This is a genomic window from Cupriavidus gilardii (assembly GCF_013347325.1).
Taxonomy (GTDB): domain Bacteria; phylum Pseudomonadota; class Gammaproteobacteria; order Burkholderiales; family Burkholderiaceae; genus Cupriavidus; species Cupriavidus gilardii.
In genome coordinates, this window is sequence record NZ_CP054626.1 from 1,418,081 (window position 1) to 1,435,000 (window position 16,920).

At 67.6% G+C, this 16,920-nt stretch carries 13 protein-coding genes (1 of these 13 running past the window's edge); 8 read left to right on the plus strand and 5 right to left on the minus strand.

The features are described from left to right. Window positions 1-10 precede the first annotated feature (10 nt). The 6 genes from tadA to FOB47_RS16790 all read left to right on the plus strand — a co-directional run bounded on the left by tadA (window position 11) and on the right by FOB47_RS16790 (window position 9,187). Entirely contained in the window at window positions 11-640 is a 630-nt protein-coding gene (gene tadA / locus FOB47_RS16765; RefSeq protein ID WP_174781596.1) for a tRNA adenosine(34) deaminase TadA, read from the plus strand. Continuing rightward, window positions 637-1,578, plus strand: coding sequence for a muramoyltetrapeptide carboxypeptidase (gene ldcA / locus FOB47_RS16770; RefSeq protein ID WP_174781597.1), 942 nt, complete (start codon window positions 637-639; stop codon window positions 1,576-1,578). Before tadA ends, ldcA begins: the two co-directional genes overlap by 4 nt. 307 nt (window positions 1,579-1,885) lie before the next feature. After that, entirely contained in the window at window positions 1,886-3,508 is a 1,623-nt protein-coding gene (locus FOB47_RS16775; RefSeq protein WP_174781598.1) for an ABC-F family ATPase, read from the plus strand. A 148-nt stretch (window positions 3,509-3,656) separates the two neighbouring features. Beyond that, the gene (locus FOB47_RS16780) at window positions 3,657-4,877 is read left to right on the plus strand and encodes an ISL3 family transposase (protein WP_174780257.1); all 1,221 of its coding nucleotides are present in this window, start codon (window positions 3,657-3,659) and stop codon (window positions 4,875-4,877) included. Between the two features lie 243 nt (window positions 4,878-5,120). Then, complete coding sequence (locus tag FOB47_RS16785; RefSeq protein WP_174781599.1) at window positions 5,121-6,554, plus strand: aldehyde dehydrogenase family protein; 1,434 nt, start codon at window positions 5,121-5,123, stop codon at window positions 6,552-6,554. A 143-nt stretch (window positions 6,555-6,697) separates the two neighbouring features. Beyond that, on the plus strand, window positions 6,698-9,187 hold the full coding sequence (locus FOB47_RS16790; RefSeq protein WP_151022944.1) for a penicillin acylase family protein: 2,490 nt from the start codon (window positions 6,698-6,700) through the stop codon (window positions 9,185-9,187). 23 nt (window positions 9,188-9,210) lie between these two features. Here the strand turns inward: FOB47_RS16790 and FOB47_RS16795 are convergent, their stop codons facing one another. Beyond that, the gene (locus FOB47_RS16795) at window positions 9,211-9,471 is read right to left on the minus strand and encodes a DUF1289 domain-containing protein (RefSeq protein ID WP_244959444.1); all 261 of its coding nucleotides are present in this window, start codon (window positions 9,469-9,471) and stop codon (window positions 9,211-9,213) included. Between the two features lie 186 nt (window positions 9,472-9,657). Here FOB47_RS16795 and FOB47_RS16800 point away from each other — a divergent pair, with 186 nt between their 5' ends. Beyond that, entirely contained in the window at window positions 9,658-10,128 is a 471-nt protein-coding gene (locus tag FOB47_RS16800; protein WP_174781600.1) for a PaaI family thioesterase, read from the plus strand. Window positions 10,129-10,274: 146 nt separating this feature from the next. Here the strand turns inward: FOB47_RS16800 and prpF are convergent, their stop codons facing one another. From prpF to prpB, 4 genes are all read right to left on the minus strand, one after another. Then, the gene (prpF, locus tag FOB47_RS16805; RefSeq protein WP_174781601.1) at window positions 10,275-11,474 is read right to left on the minus strand and encodes a 2-methylaconitate cis-trans isomerase PrpF; all 1,200 of its coding nucleotides are present in this window, start codon (window positions 11,472-11,474) and stop codon (window positions 10,275-10,277) included. Between the two features lie 41 nt (window positions 11,475-11,515). Beyond that, window positions 11,516-14,137: a Fe/S-dependent 2-methylisocitrate dehydratase AcnD gene (acnD, locus tag FOB47_RS16810; RefSeq protein ID WP_174781602.1), complete on the minus strand. Its 2,622-nt coding sequence runs from the start codon at window positions 14,135-14,137 to the stop codon at window positions 11,516-11,518. 106 nt (window positions 14,138-14,243) lie between these two features. Next, window positions 14,244-15,404, minus strand: a complete 1,161-nt coding sequence (gene prpC / locus FOB47_RS16815; protein ID WP_174781603.1) for a bifunctional 2-methylcitrate synthase/citrate synthase — start codon at window positions 15,402-15,404, stop codon at window positions 14,244-14,246. Window positions 15,405-15,432: 28 nt separating this feature from the next. Then, window positions 15,433-16,341, minus strand: a complete 909-nt coding sequence (prpB, locus tag FOB47_RS16820) for a methylisocitrate lyase (RefSeq protein WP_043438308.1) — start codon at window positions 16,339-16,341, stop codon at window positions 15,433-15,435. 295 nt (window positions 16,342-16,636) lie between these two features. On the opposite strand from prpB, the gene prpR reads away from it, so the two are divergent. After that, window positions 16,637-16,920: the 5' end (the start) of a propionate catabolism operon regulatory protein PrpR gene (gene prpR, locus FOB47_RS16825; RefSeq protein ID WP_174781604.1), read on the plus strand. 1,678 nt of this gene lie beyond the right edge of the window; the window shows 284 of its 1,962 coding nt (coding positions 1-284); it begins with the start codon at window positions 16,637-16,639; the stop codon falls past the right edge of the window.

Genomic DNA, 16,920 nt, shown 5'->3' on the forward strand with positions numbered 1-16,920 from the left:
TGACCCGCCGATGACAGACACGCCGCCGCCATCGCCTATCGCCGCTACCGGAGCCATCGCCACGCCGCCGTTCGAGGGCCCGCTGGCCGATGCGCGCGACCAGCGCTTCATGCGTGCCGCGCTGGAGGAGGCCCGCCTGGCCGAGGCGGCCGGCGAGGTGCCGGTGGGCGCGGTGGTGGTATGGAACGACGCGATCATCGCCCGCGGCCACAACCTGCCGATCCGTTCGCGCGATCCGTCTGCCCATGCCGAAATGCAGGCGCTGCGCGCGGCGGCGCAGGTCATCGGCAACTACCGGATGCCCGAGTGCGAGCTGTACGTGACGCTCGAACCGTGCGCGATGTGCAGCGGGGCAATGCTGCACGCGCGGCTGCGTCACGTGGTGTTCGGCGCGACCGATCCGAAGACCGGTGCCGCCGGCAGCGTGCTCGACCTGTTCGCCGAGGCGCGGCTCAACCACCAGACCACGATCCGCGGCGGCGTGCTGGCCGACGAGTGCGGCCAGCTGCTGCGTGATTTTTTCCGGGCGCGGCGGCGCGCGCAGAAGGCTGACCGCGCCGGCGGGCAGGCTGTCACCGAGCCTGGCAACGGCTCCGTCACCGAACCGTCATCCGATCCTCAGGGAAAGCCCGACGCATGAACGCGCCCATCGAAGTCCGCCTGCTCGCTCCCTCCGGCTATCCGCACGACATGGCCGTCGCCACGCGCGGCTGCGACTGGCTGCGGGCGCACGGCTACCGCGTCGTCAACCCGGAGGTGCTGGACCGCCGCCATCAGCGCTTCGGCGGCACCGACGACGAGCGGCTGGCCGACCTGCATGGCATCGGCACCGGGGCTTCCGGTGCGCTGACGCTGGCGGTGCGGGGCGGCTACGGGCTGGCGCGTCTGCTGCCGCGCATCGATTTTCACCGCATCGCCGCGCAGGCGCGCCGCGCGGCCACGCCGATCGTCGGCCACAGCGATTTCACGGCATTCCAGCTGGCGTATCTCGCGCGGGCCGGCGGCATCAGCCTGGCCGGTCCGATGCTGCTGGCCGACTTCGGCGCCGAGCCGGTCGATGCCTTCATGTGGCGGCATTTCGAAGGGCTGCTGCACGCATCGTCCTATACCGTCGACATCGACGCGCCGCAGGACGGCGGCCAGCCGTTCTCTGGCGAGGTGGCGGGCACGCTGTGGGGCGGCAATCTGGCAATGCTGTGCAGCCTGCTGGGCACGCCGTACCTGCCGCAGGTCGAGGGCGGCATCCTGTTTCTCGAGGACGTCAACGAGCCGCCGTACCGCGTCGAGCGCATGCTGCTGCAGCTGGAACAGGCCGGCGTGCTCGGCGCGCAGCGCGCGATCCTGCTGGGCGACTTCTCCAGCTACCGCGTCAGCGACTACGACAATGGCTACGACCTGCCGGCCGTGGTGGCCTATCTACGGGAGCGCTTGCCGGTGCCGATCGTCACCGGGCTGCCGTTCGGCCACTGCGCGCGCAAGCTGACGCTGCCGGTGGGCGGGCAGGGCGCGCTTCAGGCCTCGGCCGACGGATTCACGCTGACGATGTCGGGGCACCCGTTGCTGGCCCGCCCGGCCTGAGCGGCCCGCCGAGCGCCCGGCGCATCGCGCCCGGGGCGCGGGCTGGGTCGCAGGATCCCAGCGCAGCCCGGCCTCCCTATCCGCCGCCGTCCTCGCGCCCGATTGCGCGAGGAATGGTAAAATCTCCGATTCTTCGCGAGGTGAAGGGCCCAGGCCTGTCCGGCCACGCGCCACGGTCGTCGTTTCGTTCCGTTGGCCCAGCCCGCCGCGCCATGCGGCACGCCGTCGGCAGCTTCGCCGATTTGCCGATTCGCCGCCTTCACCGGCCGCCATCACCGCTACACCGCATTCCAAAAGGTTCTTCGACGTGCTATCTACCGCAAACATCACCATGCAGTTCGGCCCCAAGCCCTTGTTCGAGAATATCTCGGTCAAGTTCGGCGAGGGCAACCGCTACGGCCTGATCGGCGCGAACGGCTGCGGCAAGTCCACCTTCATGAAGATCCTCGGCGGCGATCTCGAGCCGACCTCCGGCAACGTGATGCTGGAACCGGGCGTGCGCCTGGGCAAGCTGCGCCAGGACCAGTTCGCCTATGAGGACATGCGCGTGCTCGACGTGGTGATGATGGGCCATACCGAGATGTGGGCCGCGGCGCAGGAGCGCGACGCGATCTATGCGAACCCGGAAGCGACCGACGAAGACTACATGAAGGCCGCCGAGCTCGAGGCCAAGTACGCCGAATACGACGGCTACACGGCCGAGGCGCGCGCCGGCGAGCTGCTGCTGGGCGTGGGCATCCCGACCGACCAGCATCAGGGCACGATGAGCAATATCGCGCCGGGCTGGAAGCTGCGGGTGCTGCTGGCGCAGGCGCTGTTCTCGAATCCGGACGTGCTGCTGCTGGACGAGCCGACCAACAACCTGGACATCAACACGATCCGCTGGCTGGAACACGTGCTCAACGAGCGCAATTCCACCATGATCATCATTTCGCACGATCGCCACTTCCTGAACTCGGTCTGTACGCACATGGCCGACATGGACTACGGCACGCTGAAGGTCTACCCGGGCAACTACGACGACTACATGGAAGCGTCGATGCAGGCCCGCGAGCGCCAGATGGCGGCCAACGCGCGCGCCAAGGAGCGCATCACCGAACTGCAGGACTTCGTGCGCCGCTTCTCGGCCAACAAGTCCAAGGCCCGCCAGGCCACCTCGCGCCTGAAGCAGATCGACAAGATCAAGGTCGAGGACATCAAGCCGTCGTCGCGCCAGAACCCCTTCATCCGCTTCGAGTTCGAGAAGAAGCTGCACAACCTGGCGGTGACCGCCGAGAACATCAGCAAGGCCTACGACCGCCAGATCCTGAACAATCTGTCGCTGTCGATCCAGGCCGGCGAGCGCGTCGCGATCATCGGCGAGAACGGCGCGGGCAAGACCACGCTGCTGCGCTGCCTGCTCGACGGCGCGGTGCAGACCGGCGTGCAGCGCGGCATCGAGGTCGACCACGGCAGCGTCAAGTGGGCCGAGAACGCCAACGTCGGCTACATGCCGCAGGACACCTACGAGGAATTCCCGGAAGACACCAACCTGATGGACTGGATGACCCAGTGGACGCAGGCCGGCGACGACGACCAGTCGCTGCGCGGCACGCTGGGCCGGCTGCTGTTCTCGGCCGACGACATCAAGAAGTCGGTCAAGGTGCTGTCCGGCGGCGAGAAGGGCCGCATGATCTGGGGCAAGCTGATGCTGGGCCGCCATAACGTGCTGGCGCTGGACGAGCCGACCAACCACATGGACATGGAGTCGATCGAGTCGCTGCAGATCGCGCTGGACAAGTTCACCGGCACGCTGATCTTCGTCTCGCACGACCGCGAATTCGTCAGCGCGCTGGCCACGCGGATCATCGAGATCCGCACCGACGGCACGGTGACCGATTATCTGGGCACCTACGACGAATACCTGGAGTCGCAGGGCATCGCCGGTTGATCCGGTTCCCGTTTCTGTCGGCCAGCCGATGAAGGCCGCAACGCGATCGACGCGTTGCGGCCTTTTTTTAGGTTCTTCGCAGAATTCCGTGAAGGGTTCCGGTTTTTCGTATGCTTGATGCCTGTTATTTCAGGGGTCAGGAGCGGGAATGCTGGATCGGAAGACGTTGCAGGCGCTGGGTTGCTGGACCGGATACCGTCTTGAGCGGGTAGTCTGGCCCGAAGGCGACAGTCGGACGCTATCGCTTTATCTGAAGCCGACCAGCAAGGTCATGCACTGCCAGGAATGCGGTGCGCGCTGCAAGCAGGTACACGAGACCACCGTTCGGCGGGTACGAGACCTGCCGATTTTCGACTATCGCGTCGTTCTACACGTGCCGCGCCGGCGTGTCTGGTGTGATCAATGTGGCGGCCCGCGGCTGGAGCGGCTGGATTGGCTCGGGCGCTATCAGCGCGTGACAGCGCGCCTGGCCGAGGCTTGTGGTCGACTGTTGCGCGACTGCTCGGTGCGCGCTGTCGCCGCGTTCTATGAGCTTGGGTGGCACACGATCAAGTCCATCGACAAGGCGCGCTTGCGCGAGGCGGTGACGGAGCCGGACTGGGCCAACATCCGCTATCTGGCGATGGACGAATTTGCGCTGCATAAGGGCCACCGCTACGCCACGGTCGTCGTGGACCCGATCGGCCGGCAGGTGCTGTGGATTGGCAAGGGCCGTTCACGCGAGACGGCGCGCGCCTTCTTCGAGCAACTGCCAGCGGGCGCGGCAGAGCGGATTGAAGCGGTTGCCATCGACATGACGACGGCATATGAACTCGAGATCCGCGAGCATTGCCCGCAGGCCGAAGTCGTCTATGACTTGTTCCATATCGTGGCCAAATATGGACGCGAGGTCATTGATCGGGTTCGGGTCGATCAAGCCAATCGGCTACGCCACAACAGGCCGGCCCGACGCGTTCTGAAGTCGACGCGTTGGCTGCTGCTGCGCAATCGGGCCAATCTGAGCGAGGGTCAGGCCATTCATCTGAACGAGGTGTTGGCTGCGAACCGACCGTTGATGACGGTCTACATCCTGCGCGACGAACTCAAGCGGCTGTGGTTCTACCGCCGCCCGGGATGGGCGCAGCGGGCATGGCACAACTGGTTTGAGCAAGCGCAGCAAAGCGGTATTGGTCCGTTACAGCAGTTCGCCCATCGCTTGAGCGGCTACTGGCACGGCATTGTGGCCCGGTGCCGGCACCCGCTGAACACCAGCGTCGTCGAAGGCATCAATAACACCATCAAGGTCATCAAGCGGCGCGCTTACGGCTATCGCGATGAGGAGTACTTCTTCCTCAAAATCCGCGCTGCCTTCCCCGGTATTCCTCGATGAACCTTTTTTTATGGCCGGTGGCCTGGCCTATGGCCCGTCGCGGCGCTGCGCGCGCGATTATCGGCGGCATATTGGCGTCCGCCTCCGAAGGGCATGCGGCGAGGCGATATCGGCCGGCAAAATCGGTTTTACAATGTCGGCACAGAAAAAATCGATAACAACAGCAAACGCCCTGAAACGCCTGAATCAGGTTGGAAACACCGGAAGGCAATACGCCTGACGGCTCACCGAGGAATTGTGGCTATGCAGCAACGAGACAAACTCTTTATCAACGGTGCATGGGTGACCCCGCACGGCACCGGGCAGATCGACGTCATCCACTCGACCACCGAAGAGGTGATGGGCCGGATCCCCGAAGGCCATGCGCGCGACGCCGAGGACGCGATCCAGGCCGCCCGCGCCGCCTTCGACGGCTGGGCCGCGACGTCGCCGCAGCAGCGCGCCGACTATATCCGCAAGATCGCCGAGGGCCTGAAGGCGCGCACCGAGGAGCTGGCGCAGCTGATCGCGGCCGAGGTCGGCATGCCGATCAAGCTGGCCCGCGCGATCCAGGTCGGCGGACCGGTCTTCAACTGGAGCCAGGCCGCCAAGCTGGTCGAGTCCTTCTCCTTCGAGGAAGAAGTCGGCAATTCGCTGGTGGTGCGCGAGCCGGTCGGCGTGGTCGCCGCCATCACGCCGTGGAACTATCCGCTGAACCAGATCACGCTGAAGGTCGCGCCGGCGCTGGCCGCCGGCTGCACCGTGGTGCTCAAGCCGTCCGAGGTGGCGCCGCTGAACGCCTTCGTGCTGGCCGAAGTGATCGAGGCCGCCGGCCTGCCGCCCGGCGTGTTCAACCTGGTGACCGGCTACGGCCCGGTGGTCGGCGAGGTGCTGGCCAGCCATCGCGAGGTCGACATGGTGTCGTTCACCGGCTCCACCCGCGCCGGCAAGCGCGTCTCGGAGCTGGCCGCGCAGACCGTCAAGCGGGTCGCGCTGGAGCTGGGCGGCAAGTCCGCCTCGGTGATCCTCGATGATGCCGACCTGCCGGCCGCCGTCAAGGGCACCATCAACGCCTGTTTCCTGAACTCCGGCCAGACCTGCTCGGCGCATACGCGGATGCTGGTGCCGCGCGCCCGCTATGACGAGGTCAAGGAAATCGTCAGGAAGGTGGTCGCTGGCTTTACCGTCGGCGATCCGCTGCAGGAGACCACCAGGCTGGGTCCGCTGATTTCGGCCGCGCAGAAGGACCGCGTGACCGGCTATATCCAGCGCGGACTGAACGAGGGCGCCGAACTGGTGGCGGGCGGCACCGAGCCGCCGGCCGGGCTGGACAAGGGCTTCTTCGTGCAGCCGACGGTGCTGGGCAACGTCGACCCGAAGGCGACCGTCGCGCAGGAGGAGATCTTCGGCCCGGTGCTGTCGATCATCTGCTACGACACCGAGGAGGACGCGGTGCGCATCGCCAACGACAGCGTCTATGGTCTTGGCGGCGGCGTGTGGTCGGGCGACGAGGCGCGCGCGATCCGCGTCGCGCGCCGCATCCGTACCGGCCAGGTCGACATCAATGGCGGCCCGTTCAACATGATGGCGCCGTTCGGCGGCTACAAGCAGTCGGGCAATGGACGCGAGGCCGGCAAGTACGGCCTCGAGGAGTTCCTCGAGTACAAGGCGCTGCAGCTGAAGAAGCCCGCGGCCTGAGCGCCGACCGCCTTGAAAATGCCCGGCCTGTCCGGGCATTTTTGTGTCGACGATAATTGACGACAGCACGTCGGCAACGGCACATCGACACATCGACAACAGCACGACACCGCAACGAACGGTTGGACGGGGAGGGACAGGCGATGCATTGGCTCAAGCGGCTGGCATGGCTGACGGTGATCCTGGCGGGTCTGGTACTGGCCGCGGCGATCGGCGGCTATGCCTGGTATCGGCAGGCGTCGCAGCCGGCGGTGGCAGGCACCGTCGCGCTGGCGGGTTTGCATGGGCGCGTCACCATCGTGCGCGACCGCCATGCGATTCCGCGCATCGAGGCGGGCGATCCGCTCGACGCCTATTTCGGCCTCGGCTTTGTCCATGCGCAGGACCGGCTGTGGCAGATGCAGATGAACAAGCGCATCGCGTCGGGCCGGCTGGCGGAGATCCTCGGGGCCAGCGCGCTGCCGACCGATCGCTTCCTGCGCACCATCGGCGTACGCCGCAACGCCGAGGCAGCCTTCGCCGCCAGCACGCCGGAGACGCGCGCCGCGCTGCAGGCCTATGCCGACGGGGTCAATGCCGGCATCGCCAGCCACAAGGGCCCGTTGCCGCCCGAATTCGCGATCCTGCGCACCGTGCCCGAGCGTTGGGAGCCGGCCGATACGCTCGCCTGGCAGACGATGATGGCCTGGGACCTGAGCGCCAACTGGAGCCGCGAGGTGCTGCGCATGCGGCTGGCGCAGACGCTGCCGCTGTCGCGCATCAACGAACTGCTGGCGCCGTATCCAGGCGAGCAGCCACCGCGCACGAGCGACTATCCCGCGCTGTATCGGCAGCTGGCGCCGCTGACTACGGCGATGGCCAGCGTCGAGGCCGCGGCGCCGCCGGGGCTGGTCGAGGGCATGGGCTCGAACAACTGGGTCGTCTCCGGCGCCCATACGCGCTCGGGCAAGCCGCTGCTGGCCAACGACCTGCATCTGGGGCTGCAGGCGCCGGCGCTGTGGTATTTCGCCACGCTGCGCGCGCCGGGACTGGACGTGACCGGCGCCACGCTGCCGGGAATGCCGGTGGTCGTGATCGGCCATACGCCGCGCATCGCCTGGGGCTTTACCAATACCGCGCCGGATCTGCAGGACCTGTATATCGAACGCTTGCGTCCCGGCCGGCCCGAGCAGTACCAGACGCCGGCCGGCTGGGCCGATTTCGCGGTGCGCGAGGAGACCATCCGGGTCAAGGACCAGCCCGATGTGACGATCCGCGTCCGCTCGACGCGCCACGGGCCGGTGATTTCCGATGTCGCCGAGCCGCTTGCCGCCGCCGTCGCGCCGCTGGGTGCGCAGTATGTCGTGTCCTTCCAATGGGTGGCGCTGCGGCCGGACGATCGTACCGTGCAGGCCGGGCTGAAGCTGAACCGCGCGCACGACTGGGCCAGCTTTACCGAGGCGCTGCGCGACTTCCATACACCCCAACAGAGCGCGGTCTATGCCGATGTCGACGGCAATATCGGCTTCCTTGCACCGGGCCGCGTGCCGCTGCGCAACGCGGCGAACGATCTGAAGGGGCTGGCGCCGGCGCCGGGCTGGGATGCGCGCTACGACTGGAGCGGCTTCATTCCGTTCGAAAAGCTGCCGCGCAGCCTCAATCCGCCCGGCGGCGTGGTGGTGACCGCGAACCAGAAGATCGTGCCGGACGACTATCCGTTCTTCCTGACCAGCGAATGGACGGTGCCATATCGGCACGACCGCATCCGCGCCTTGCTGGCCGCGCGGCGGCCCCACACGCTCGATACGTTCGCGGCGATCCAGAAGGACGAACTGTCGCTGGCGGTCAAGGATGCGTTGCCGCTGCTGCTCGGCGCCTCGATCGCGGCCGACGCGACGCGTCCTCCTCGCGAGCGCGAGCTGTTCGCCGCGCTGGCGCGCTGGGACGGCACGATGTCGGCCGACCGTGCGGAGCCGCTGGTCGCCACCGCCTGGCTGCGCGAGCTGTCGCGCGGCATGTTCGAGGGCAAGGTCGGCGACGGCGTGTTCGCGCGCATGTGGGAGCAGCGCAATGTGCAACAGGCGATGCTGAACATCCTGCGCAGCTCGCGGGGCCTGGGGCGCTTCTGGTGCGACGATCCGAAGACGCCGGCCCCGGAGGACTGCAACGACCAGATGGGCGCGGCGTGGAAACGTGCGATCGCCGATCTGCAGCAGCGCTATGGCGACGACCCGCGGCGCTGGCGCTGGGGCCAGGCCCACGCGGCCCGCGCCGAACACCGGCCGTTCGCCAGGGTGCCGTCGCTGGCAGGGTTCTTCAACGTCAAGGTGCCGACCGGCGGGGATACCTATACGGTCAATGCCGGGCGCCACAATATCGGCGACGAGCAGGCCCCGTTCGAGAACGTGCATGGCGCCAGCGTGCGCGCGATCTACGACCTGGCCGATCTGTCGGCCTCGCGCTTCATCACGCCGACCGGGCAGTCAGGCAACGTGTTGTCGCCGCACTATCGCGACTGGACCGAGCAATGGGCGCGCGGGGAATACGTGACGATCCGGGATGCCGGGCACCCGGCTGGAGCAAAAGCGTTCGAGACGCTGGTGCTGACACCCGCGGCGGGCGATGGCGGCCGGACCAGCGGTGCGAGCCGGTGAGGGCGCTTCGACGCGTCTGGCGCTCAGTCGCGCTGGAAACGGCGCGCGGTGGCCTCGCGCGTGATGCGCTCCCACACCGCCTGCTTTTCCGCATCGCTCATGAAGACCCAGTTGCTGACCTCCATCGCGGTACGGCCGCAGCCCTGGCAGACCTCGTCGAACAGCGTCGAGCAGATGCCGATGCAGGGGCTGTCGGGGCGGTCGAACAGGCTGTCGTCGGTGGTGTCGGCGGTGTCCGGCAGGGCGAGCGGGTTTGACGCGGTGTCGGGGCGGGTAGGCGGCATGGCGGCTGGGCGAGGCAAAGGCGGCCATTATAAGCGGCGGGGTGAGGCGGTGCCGGTGCGCTGGGCTGCGATTCAGTCGGGCGCGTCGTCCAGCGGATTACCTGCCGGGTAATTGAGCGTGCGCCCCGCCGGCTGCCATCATCGACTCACCACGACAGGCCAACGATTTCCTTTTCAGGAGCCCGCATGATGTCTTCGCTGCCCCCACTCTCCGCTACCGGTACCTACGCCGAGGTCGCGCCCCGCGTTCGCGCGATGGTCGAGGAAATCCTGATCGGTTCGCCGGTCGCCCGCACGCTTGGCGTCGCGCTCGACGTGCTGGCGCCAGAGCATGTCGAGCTGGTGCTGCCGTTCAGCCCGGCCAATGTCACGGTCGGCAAGACCGTGCACGGGGGCGTGATCGCGACGCTGATCGATATCGCCGGCGCGGCGGCCGCGGCGTCGGGCGCGGACCCGGACAAGGTGCGCGGCGGGGCGACCAGCGCGCTGTCGATCCAGTATGTCGCGCCGGCCGAGGCGGCCGCGCTGCGCGCCGTGGCGACCGTGGTGCGCCGCGGCCAGCGGCAGATCGCCACCGAAATCACCGTCTATGCCGAGCAGCCGGAGGCGGGCACCGTGGTGGCCAAGGCGTTGATGAACAGCGTGCTGTTCGGTTGAGCGCTGCGGGGCCGGGGCCGTCCTCCGCCGTAGTGGCGATGGACACGCGCGCGCCGGCCATTGTATTGAAACGCAATTAACCGCCGACGTTTCCCTTCAAAGCCATGCCATGCCGGGGCCGACAGGCGGCCCCGGCATGCAAGCCGTCAGGCAACGGGGTTCCAGTCGCCCGGCACCCGGACCCAGCCTTCCATCAGGATCCGCGCGCTGCGGCTCATGATGGCCTTCTTCACGGTCCAGTCGCCATCGACCTGGGCGGCTTCGGCGCCGACGCGCAGCGTGCCGGACGGATGGCCGAAGCGCACCGCCTGGCGTTTGCCGCCGCCGGCCGCCAGATTGACCAGCGTGCCGGGAATGGCCGCCGCGGTGCCGATCGCCACGGCCGCCGTGCCCATCATCGCGTGGTGCAGCTTGCCCATCGACAGCGCCCGCACCAGCAGGTCGATGTCTTCGGCGCGCACCGGCTTGCCGCTCGACGCGGTATAGCTGGCCGGCGGGGCGACGAAGGCCACCTTGGGCGTGTGCTGGCGCCGCGCGGCCTCGTCGACGTTCTGGATCAGGCCCATGCGCACGGCCCCGTAGGCGCGGATGGTCTCGAACATCGCCAGCGCCTTCGGATCGCCGTTGATCGCTTCCTGCAGCTCGGTGCCGGTGTAGCCGATCGCATCGGCGTTGACGAAGATGGTGGGGATGCCGGCATTGATCATCGTCGCCTTCAACGTGCCGACGCCCGGTACCTCGAGGTCGTCGACCAGGTTGCCGGTCGGGAACATCGCGCCGCCGCCGCCTTCCTCCTCGGCGGCCGGGTCCATGAACTCGAGCATGATCTCGGCGGCGGGGAAGGTCACGCCGTCCAGCTCGAAGTCGCCGGTTTCCTTGACCATGCCGTCGACGATCGGCACATGCGAGACGATGGTCTTGCCGATATTGGCTTGCCAGATGCGGACGGTGGCAACGCCCTCGCGCGGGATGCGGGCCGGATCGACCAGGCCGGCGGCGATCGCGAACGGGCCTACCGCGGCCGACAGATTGCCGCAGTTGCCGCTCCAGTCGACGAAGGGCTGGTCGATCGCGACCTGGCCGAACAGGTAATCGACGTCGTGGTCGGGCCGGGTGCTGGGCGACACGATCACCGTCTTGCTGGTGCTCGAGGTGGCCGCGCCCATGCCGTCGATCTGCTTGCCGTAGGGGTCGGGGCTGCCGATCACACGCATCAGCAGCGCATCGCGGGCGGGCCCTGGCGACTGCGCCGCCTCGGGCAGGTCCTGCAGCCGGAAGAACACGCCCTTGCTGGTACCGCCACGCATATAGGTGGCGGGGATGCGGATCTGGGGAAGAGAAACCATGGATGCCTCGTGCTGGTTCAAGGGGGAGCGCCGTGGCGCGTTCACGCCGCCGATGCGGACGCCGCCGCCTGGGCCGCCTTGGTCGAATCGAGGAAGTCCTGCGCGAAGCGCTGCAGCACGCCGCCGGCCTCGTAGATCGACACTTCCTCGGCGGTATCGAGCCGGCAGGTCACCGCGGTCTCGACGCGCTCGCCGTTCTTGCGATGGATCACCAGCGTAAGCTCCGCACGCGGCTTGCGCTCGCCGATCACGTCGAAGGTCTCGGTGCCGTCGATCTGCAGCGTCAGCCGGTTGGTGCCGGGCTTGAACTCCAGCGGCAGCACGCCCATGCCGATCAGATTGGTGCGGTGGATGCGCTCGAAGCCCTCTGCGACGATCGCCTCGACGCCGGCCAGCCGCACACCCTTGGCCGCCCAGTCGCGCGACGAGCCCTGGCCATAATCGGCGCCCGCGATGATGATCAGCGGCTGCTTGCGTTCCATATAGGTCTCGATCGCTTCCCACATCCGCACGACCTTGCCGTCCGGCTCGATGCGCGCCAGCGAACCCTTCTTGACCTTGCCGTCGACCACCGCCATTTCATTGACCAGCGTCGGGTTGGCGAAGGTCGCGCGCTGCGCGGTCAGGTGGTCGCCGCGGTGGGTCGCGTACGAGTTGAAGTCCTCCTCGGGCAGGCCCATCTTCGCCAGGTATTCGCCGGCGGCGCTGTCGGGCAGGATCGCGTTGGACGGCGACAGATGGTCGGTGGTGATGTTGTCGCCGAGCACCGCCAGCGGACGCAGGCCCTTGAGCGTGCGCTCGCCGGCCAGCGCGCCTTCCCAGTACGGCGGGCGGCGGATATAGGTGCTCTGCGGCCGCCAGTCGTACAGCGGACTGATCGTCTCGGCGTTGGCGGCCTGCACCGCGAACATCGGCTCGTAGACCTTGCGGAACTGCTCGGGCTTGACGCTTTGCGCGACGATCGCGTCGATCTCCTCGTCGCTCGGCCAGATGTCCTTCAGCGTCACCGGCTGGCCGTTCGCGTCGTGGCCCAGCACGTCCCGCTCGATGTCGAAGCGGATGGTGCCGGCGATCGCGTAGGCCACCACCAGCGGCGGCGATGCGAGGAAGGCCTGCTTGGCGTAAGGGTGGATGCGGCCGTCGAAATTGCGGTTGCCCGACAGCACCGCGGTCGCATACAGATCGCGTTCGACGATCTCCTGCTGGATCGCCGGATCGAGCGCCCCGGACATGCCGTTGCAGGTCGTGCAGGCGAACGCGACGATGCCGAAGCCGAGCCGTTCGAGCTCGGGCAGCAGGCCGGCTTCTTCCAGATACAGCTGCACGACCTTGGAGCCCGGTGCCAGCGAGGACTTGACCCAGGGCTTGCGCGTCAGGCCGCGCGCGTTGGCGTTGCGCGCCAGCAGGCCGGCGGCGATCACGTTGCGCGGGTTGCTGGTGTTGGTGCAGCTGGTGATGGCGGCGATGATCACGGCGCCGTCGGGCATCTGCCCCGGCACCTCTTCCCACTTGGCGGCGATGCCGCGTTCGGCCAGCGCGGTGGTCGGCAGGCGCTTGTGCGGGTTCGACGGACCGGCCATGTTGCGGACCACGGTCGACAGGTCGAACTCCAGCGTGCGCTCGTATTCGGCGTGCTGAAGGGTATCGGCCCACAGGCCGGCGGTCTTCGCATAGGTCTCGACCAGGCGCACCTGCTCGTCGCTGCGCCCGGTCAGGCGCAGATAGTCGATGGTCTGGCCGTCGATGAAGAACATCGCGGCGGTGGCGCCGTATTCGGGCGCCATGTTCGAGATGGTCGCGCGATCGCCCAGCGTCAGGCTGGCTGCGCCGTCGCCGCGGAATTCGAGATAGGCGCCGACCACGCGCTGGCTGCGCAGGAACTCGGTCAGCGCCAGCACGATATCGGTCGCGGTGATGCCCGGCTGCGGCTTGCCGCGCAGCTCGACGCCGACGATGTCGGGCAGCCGCATCCACGAGGCGCGGCCCAGCATCACGTTCTCGGCCTCGAGGCCGCCCACGCCGATGGCGATCACGCCCAGCGCGTCGACGTGCGGGGTATGGCTGTCGGTGCCGACCAGCGTGTCGGGGTAGGCCACGCCGTCGACCGCATGGATCACCGGCGACATCCGCTCCAGATTGATCTGGTGCATGATGCCGTTGCCCGGCGGGATCACGTCGACGTTCTTGAACGCCTTGCGAGTCCACTCGATGAAATGGAAGCGGTCCTCGTTGCGGCGCTCCTCGATCGCGCGGTTCTTGGCGAACGCGTCCTTGTCGAAACCGCCGTGCTCGACCGCCAGCGAATGGTCGACGATCAGCTGTACCGGCACCACCGGATTGACCTGGGCCGGATCGCCGCCCTGGTCGGCAATCGCGTCGCGCAGGCCGGCCAGGTCGACCAGCGCGGTCTGGCCGAGGATGTCGTGGCAGACCACGCGCGCGGGAAACCACGGGAAGTCCAGATCGCGCTTGCGCTCGATCAGCTGCGTCAGCGCTGCCGTCAGCAGCGACGGGTCGCAGCGGCGCACCAGGTTTTCGGCGAGCACGCGCGAGGTGTAGGGCAGCGTGTCATAGGCGCCGGGCTGGATCGCATCGACCGCGGCGCGTGCGTCGAAATAGTCCAGGCCCGTGCCGGGCAGCGGTTTGCGGAAGGCAGTATTCATGGGGAGGGGATCGATACGGGGTCGTGCTCGGCGCGCCGTGGAATGTCTTGGGACTGCGGGACGGAAGCGGCGCGTGGTGCGGCCGCTTCCGTTCGCGTCTGCCGGATCAGCGGCGCTTCTCGATCGGCACGAACTTCAGGTTGTCCGGGCCGATGTAGTTGGCGCTCGGGCGGATGATCTTGTTGTCGATGCGCTGCTCGATGATGTGCGCGGCCCAGCCCGAGGTCCGCGCGATCACGAACAGCGGCGTGAACATCGCGGTCGGCACGCCCATCATGTGGTAGCTGACCGCGCTGAACCAGTCGAGGTTGGGGAACATCTTCTTGATGTCCCACATCGTGGTCTCGAGCCGCTCGGCGATGTCGAACATCTTCATCGAGCCGGCGTCCTTGGACAGGCGGCGCGCGACTTCCTTGATCACCTGGTTGCGCGGATCGCCGGTCGTGTAGACCGGATGGCCGAAGCCGATCACGACTTCCTTGTTCTCGACGCGGCGGGTGATGTCGGCCTGGGCCTCGTCGGGCGTGTCGTAACGCTTCTGGATCTCGAACGCGACCTCGTTGGCGCCGCCGTGCTTGGGGCCGCGCAGCGCGCCGATCGCGCCGCAGATTGCCGAGTAGATGTCGGAACCGGTGCCGGCGATCACGCGGCCGGTGAAGGTCGAGGCGTTGAATTCGTGCTCCGCGTACAGGATCAGCGAGGTGTGCATCGCACGCTCCCACAGCTCGCTGGGCTTGCGGCCGTGCAGCAGGTGCAGGAAGTGGCCGCCGATCGAATCGTCGTCGGTTTCGACCTCGATGCGCCGGCCGTTATGGCTGTAGTGGTACCAGTACAGCAGCATCGAGCCGAGCGAAGCCATCAGGCGGTCGGCGATGTCGCGCGCGCCCGGCAGATTGTGGTCTTCCTTCTCGGGCAGCACGGTGCCGAGCACCGACACGCCGGTGCGCATCACGTCCATCGGATGGGCCGAGGCGGGGACCCATTCGAGCGCCGCCTTGACGTTGGCGGGCAGGCCGCGCAGCGCGCGCAGCTTGGTCTTGTAGCCGTTCAGCTCGGCCTGGGTCGGCAGCTTGCCGTGCACCAGCAGATAGGCGATCTCTTCGAACTCGCAGTTCTCGGCGACGTCGAGGATGTCGTAGCCGCGATAGTGCAGGTCGTTGCCGCTGCGGCCGACCGTGCACAGCGCGGTATTGCCGGCGACGACGCCGGACAGCGCGACGGATTTCTTGGGCTTCGGGGTGGCTTGCGCCGGAGTGGCTTCGGACATGGCGTCTCCTTGCTTCGCTCTGTTCTGGTTACTTGGCCTTGGCTTGCGCGAACAGCGCATCCAGCTTCTGTTCGTATGCATGGTAGCCGATGCTCTCGTAGAGCTCGGCGCGCGTCTGCATGGTGTCCAGCACGTTCTGCTGCGTGCCGTCGCGACGGATCGCCGCGTAGACGTTCTCCGCGGCCTTGTTCATCGCGCGGAATGCCGACAGCGGATAGAGGATCATCGCGACGCCGGCTCCGGCCAGCTCGTCGCGGGTGAACAGCGGCGTGGCGCCGAACTCGGTGATGTTGGCCAGCACGGGGACCTTCACCGCGTCGACGAACTTGCGGTACATCGACAGGTCGGTCATCGCCTCGGGGAAGATCGCATCGGCGCCGGCCTCGACGCAGGCCACCGCGCGTTCGATCGCCTTGTCCAGGCCCTCGACCGCCAGCGCATCGGTGCGGGCCATGATGACGAAATGCTCGTCGGTGCGGGCATCGACCGCGGCCTTGATGCGGTCGACCATCTCGTCCTGCGAGACGATCTCCTTGTTGGGCCGGTGGCCGCAGCGCTTGGCGCCGACCTGGTCCTCGATGTGCATCGCGGCCGCGCCGAACTTGATCAGCGAGCGGGTGGTACGAGCCACGTTGAACGCCGAGGCGCCGAAGCCCGTGTCGACATCGACCAGCAGCGGCACGTCGCAGACGTCCGTGATGCGGCGGATGTCGGTCAGCACGTCGTCGAGGTTCGAAATGCCGAGGTCGGGCAGACCCAGCGAGCCGGCCGCGACACCGCCGCCGGACAGATAGATCGCGCGGTAGCCGGCGCGCTTGGCCAGCAGGGCGTGGTTGGCGTTGATGGTGCCGACGACCTGCAGCGGCTGCTCGTCGGCCAGCGCCTGGCGGAAACGGGCGCCCGCCGAGCGGGCCAGGTCTTGGGAAGTCAGGGTCATGGTGGCGTCCTGGTGAGCGGAATGCAGGCTGAGCGCAAGCGGCGTGCCAAGGGCTGGCCTGGCGGCGACCAAGCCCGGTTTGGTCAGGCCGGGCAAGGGATTGCCGGGTCTTCTGCCAATTCAGGTGATGTACGCGGCGCTCCATTTGCATTTCAAATTTGAATTCCACGATGGTGGATTGAAATGCAGCGACGGAGGGCGCAGAATGCGGCGACAGTGCGTCAACGTCCTATTGTGGCCGCTCTTGTTCATCCGCTGGCCGCGGCTTGCGGCGTTCGGTTTTTTCTTTCGATCGATGACTCCCGCTACCCCCATCCCCCCTGGTCGGCCTCGCATCTGGGCGGTCGGCATCAGCCGCCTGTCGCGCGCGTTCGCCGATCTGATTCCTTCCTATGCCGCCCAGGCCGACTTTCGGCTGGTCGGCAAAGGCTACGAGGCCGCCGCCACCGCGATCGCGCGGGAGGCCAGGGAAGGGCGGCTCGACGCGGTGGTCGCCGCCGGCTCGAATGGGGCCTATCTGCGCCAGCATGTGGACGTGCCGGTCACGCTGGTCAAGGTGACCGGGTTCGACGTGCTCAG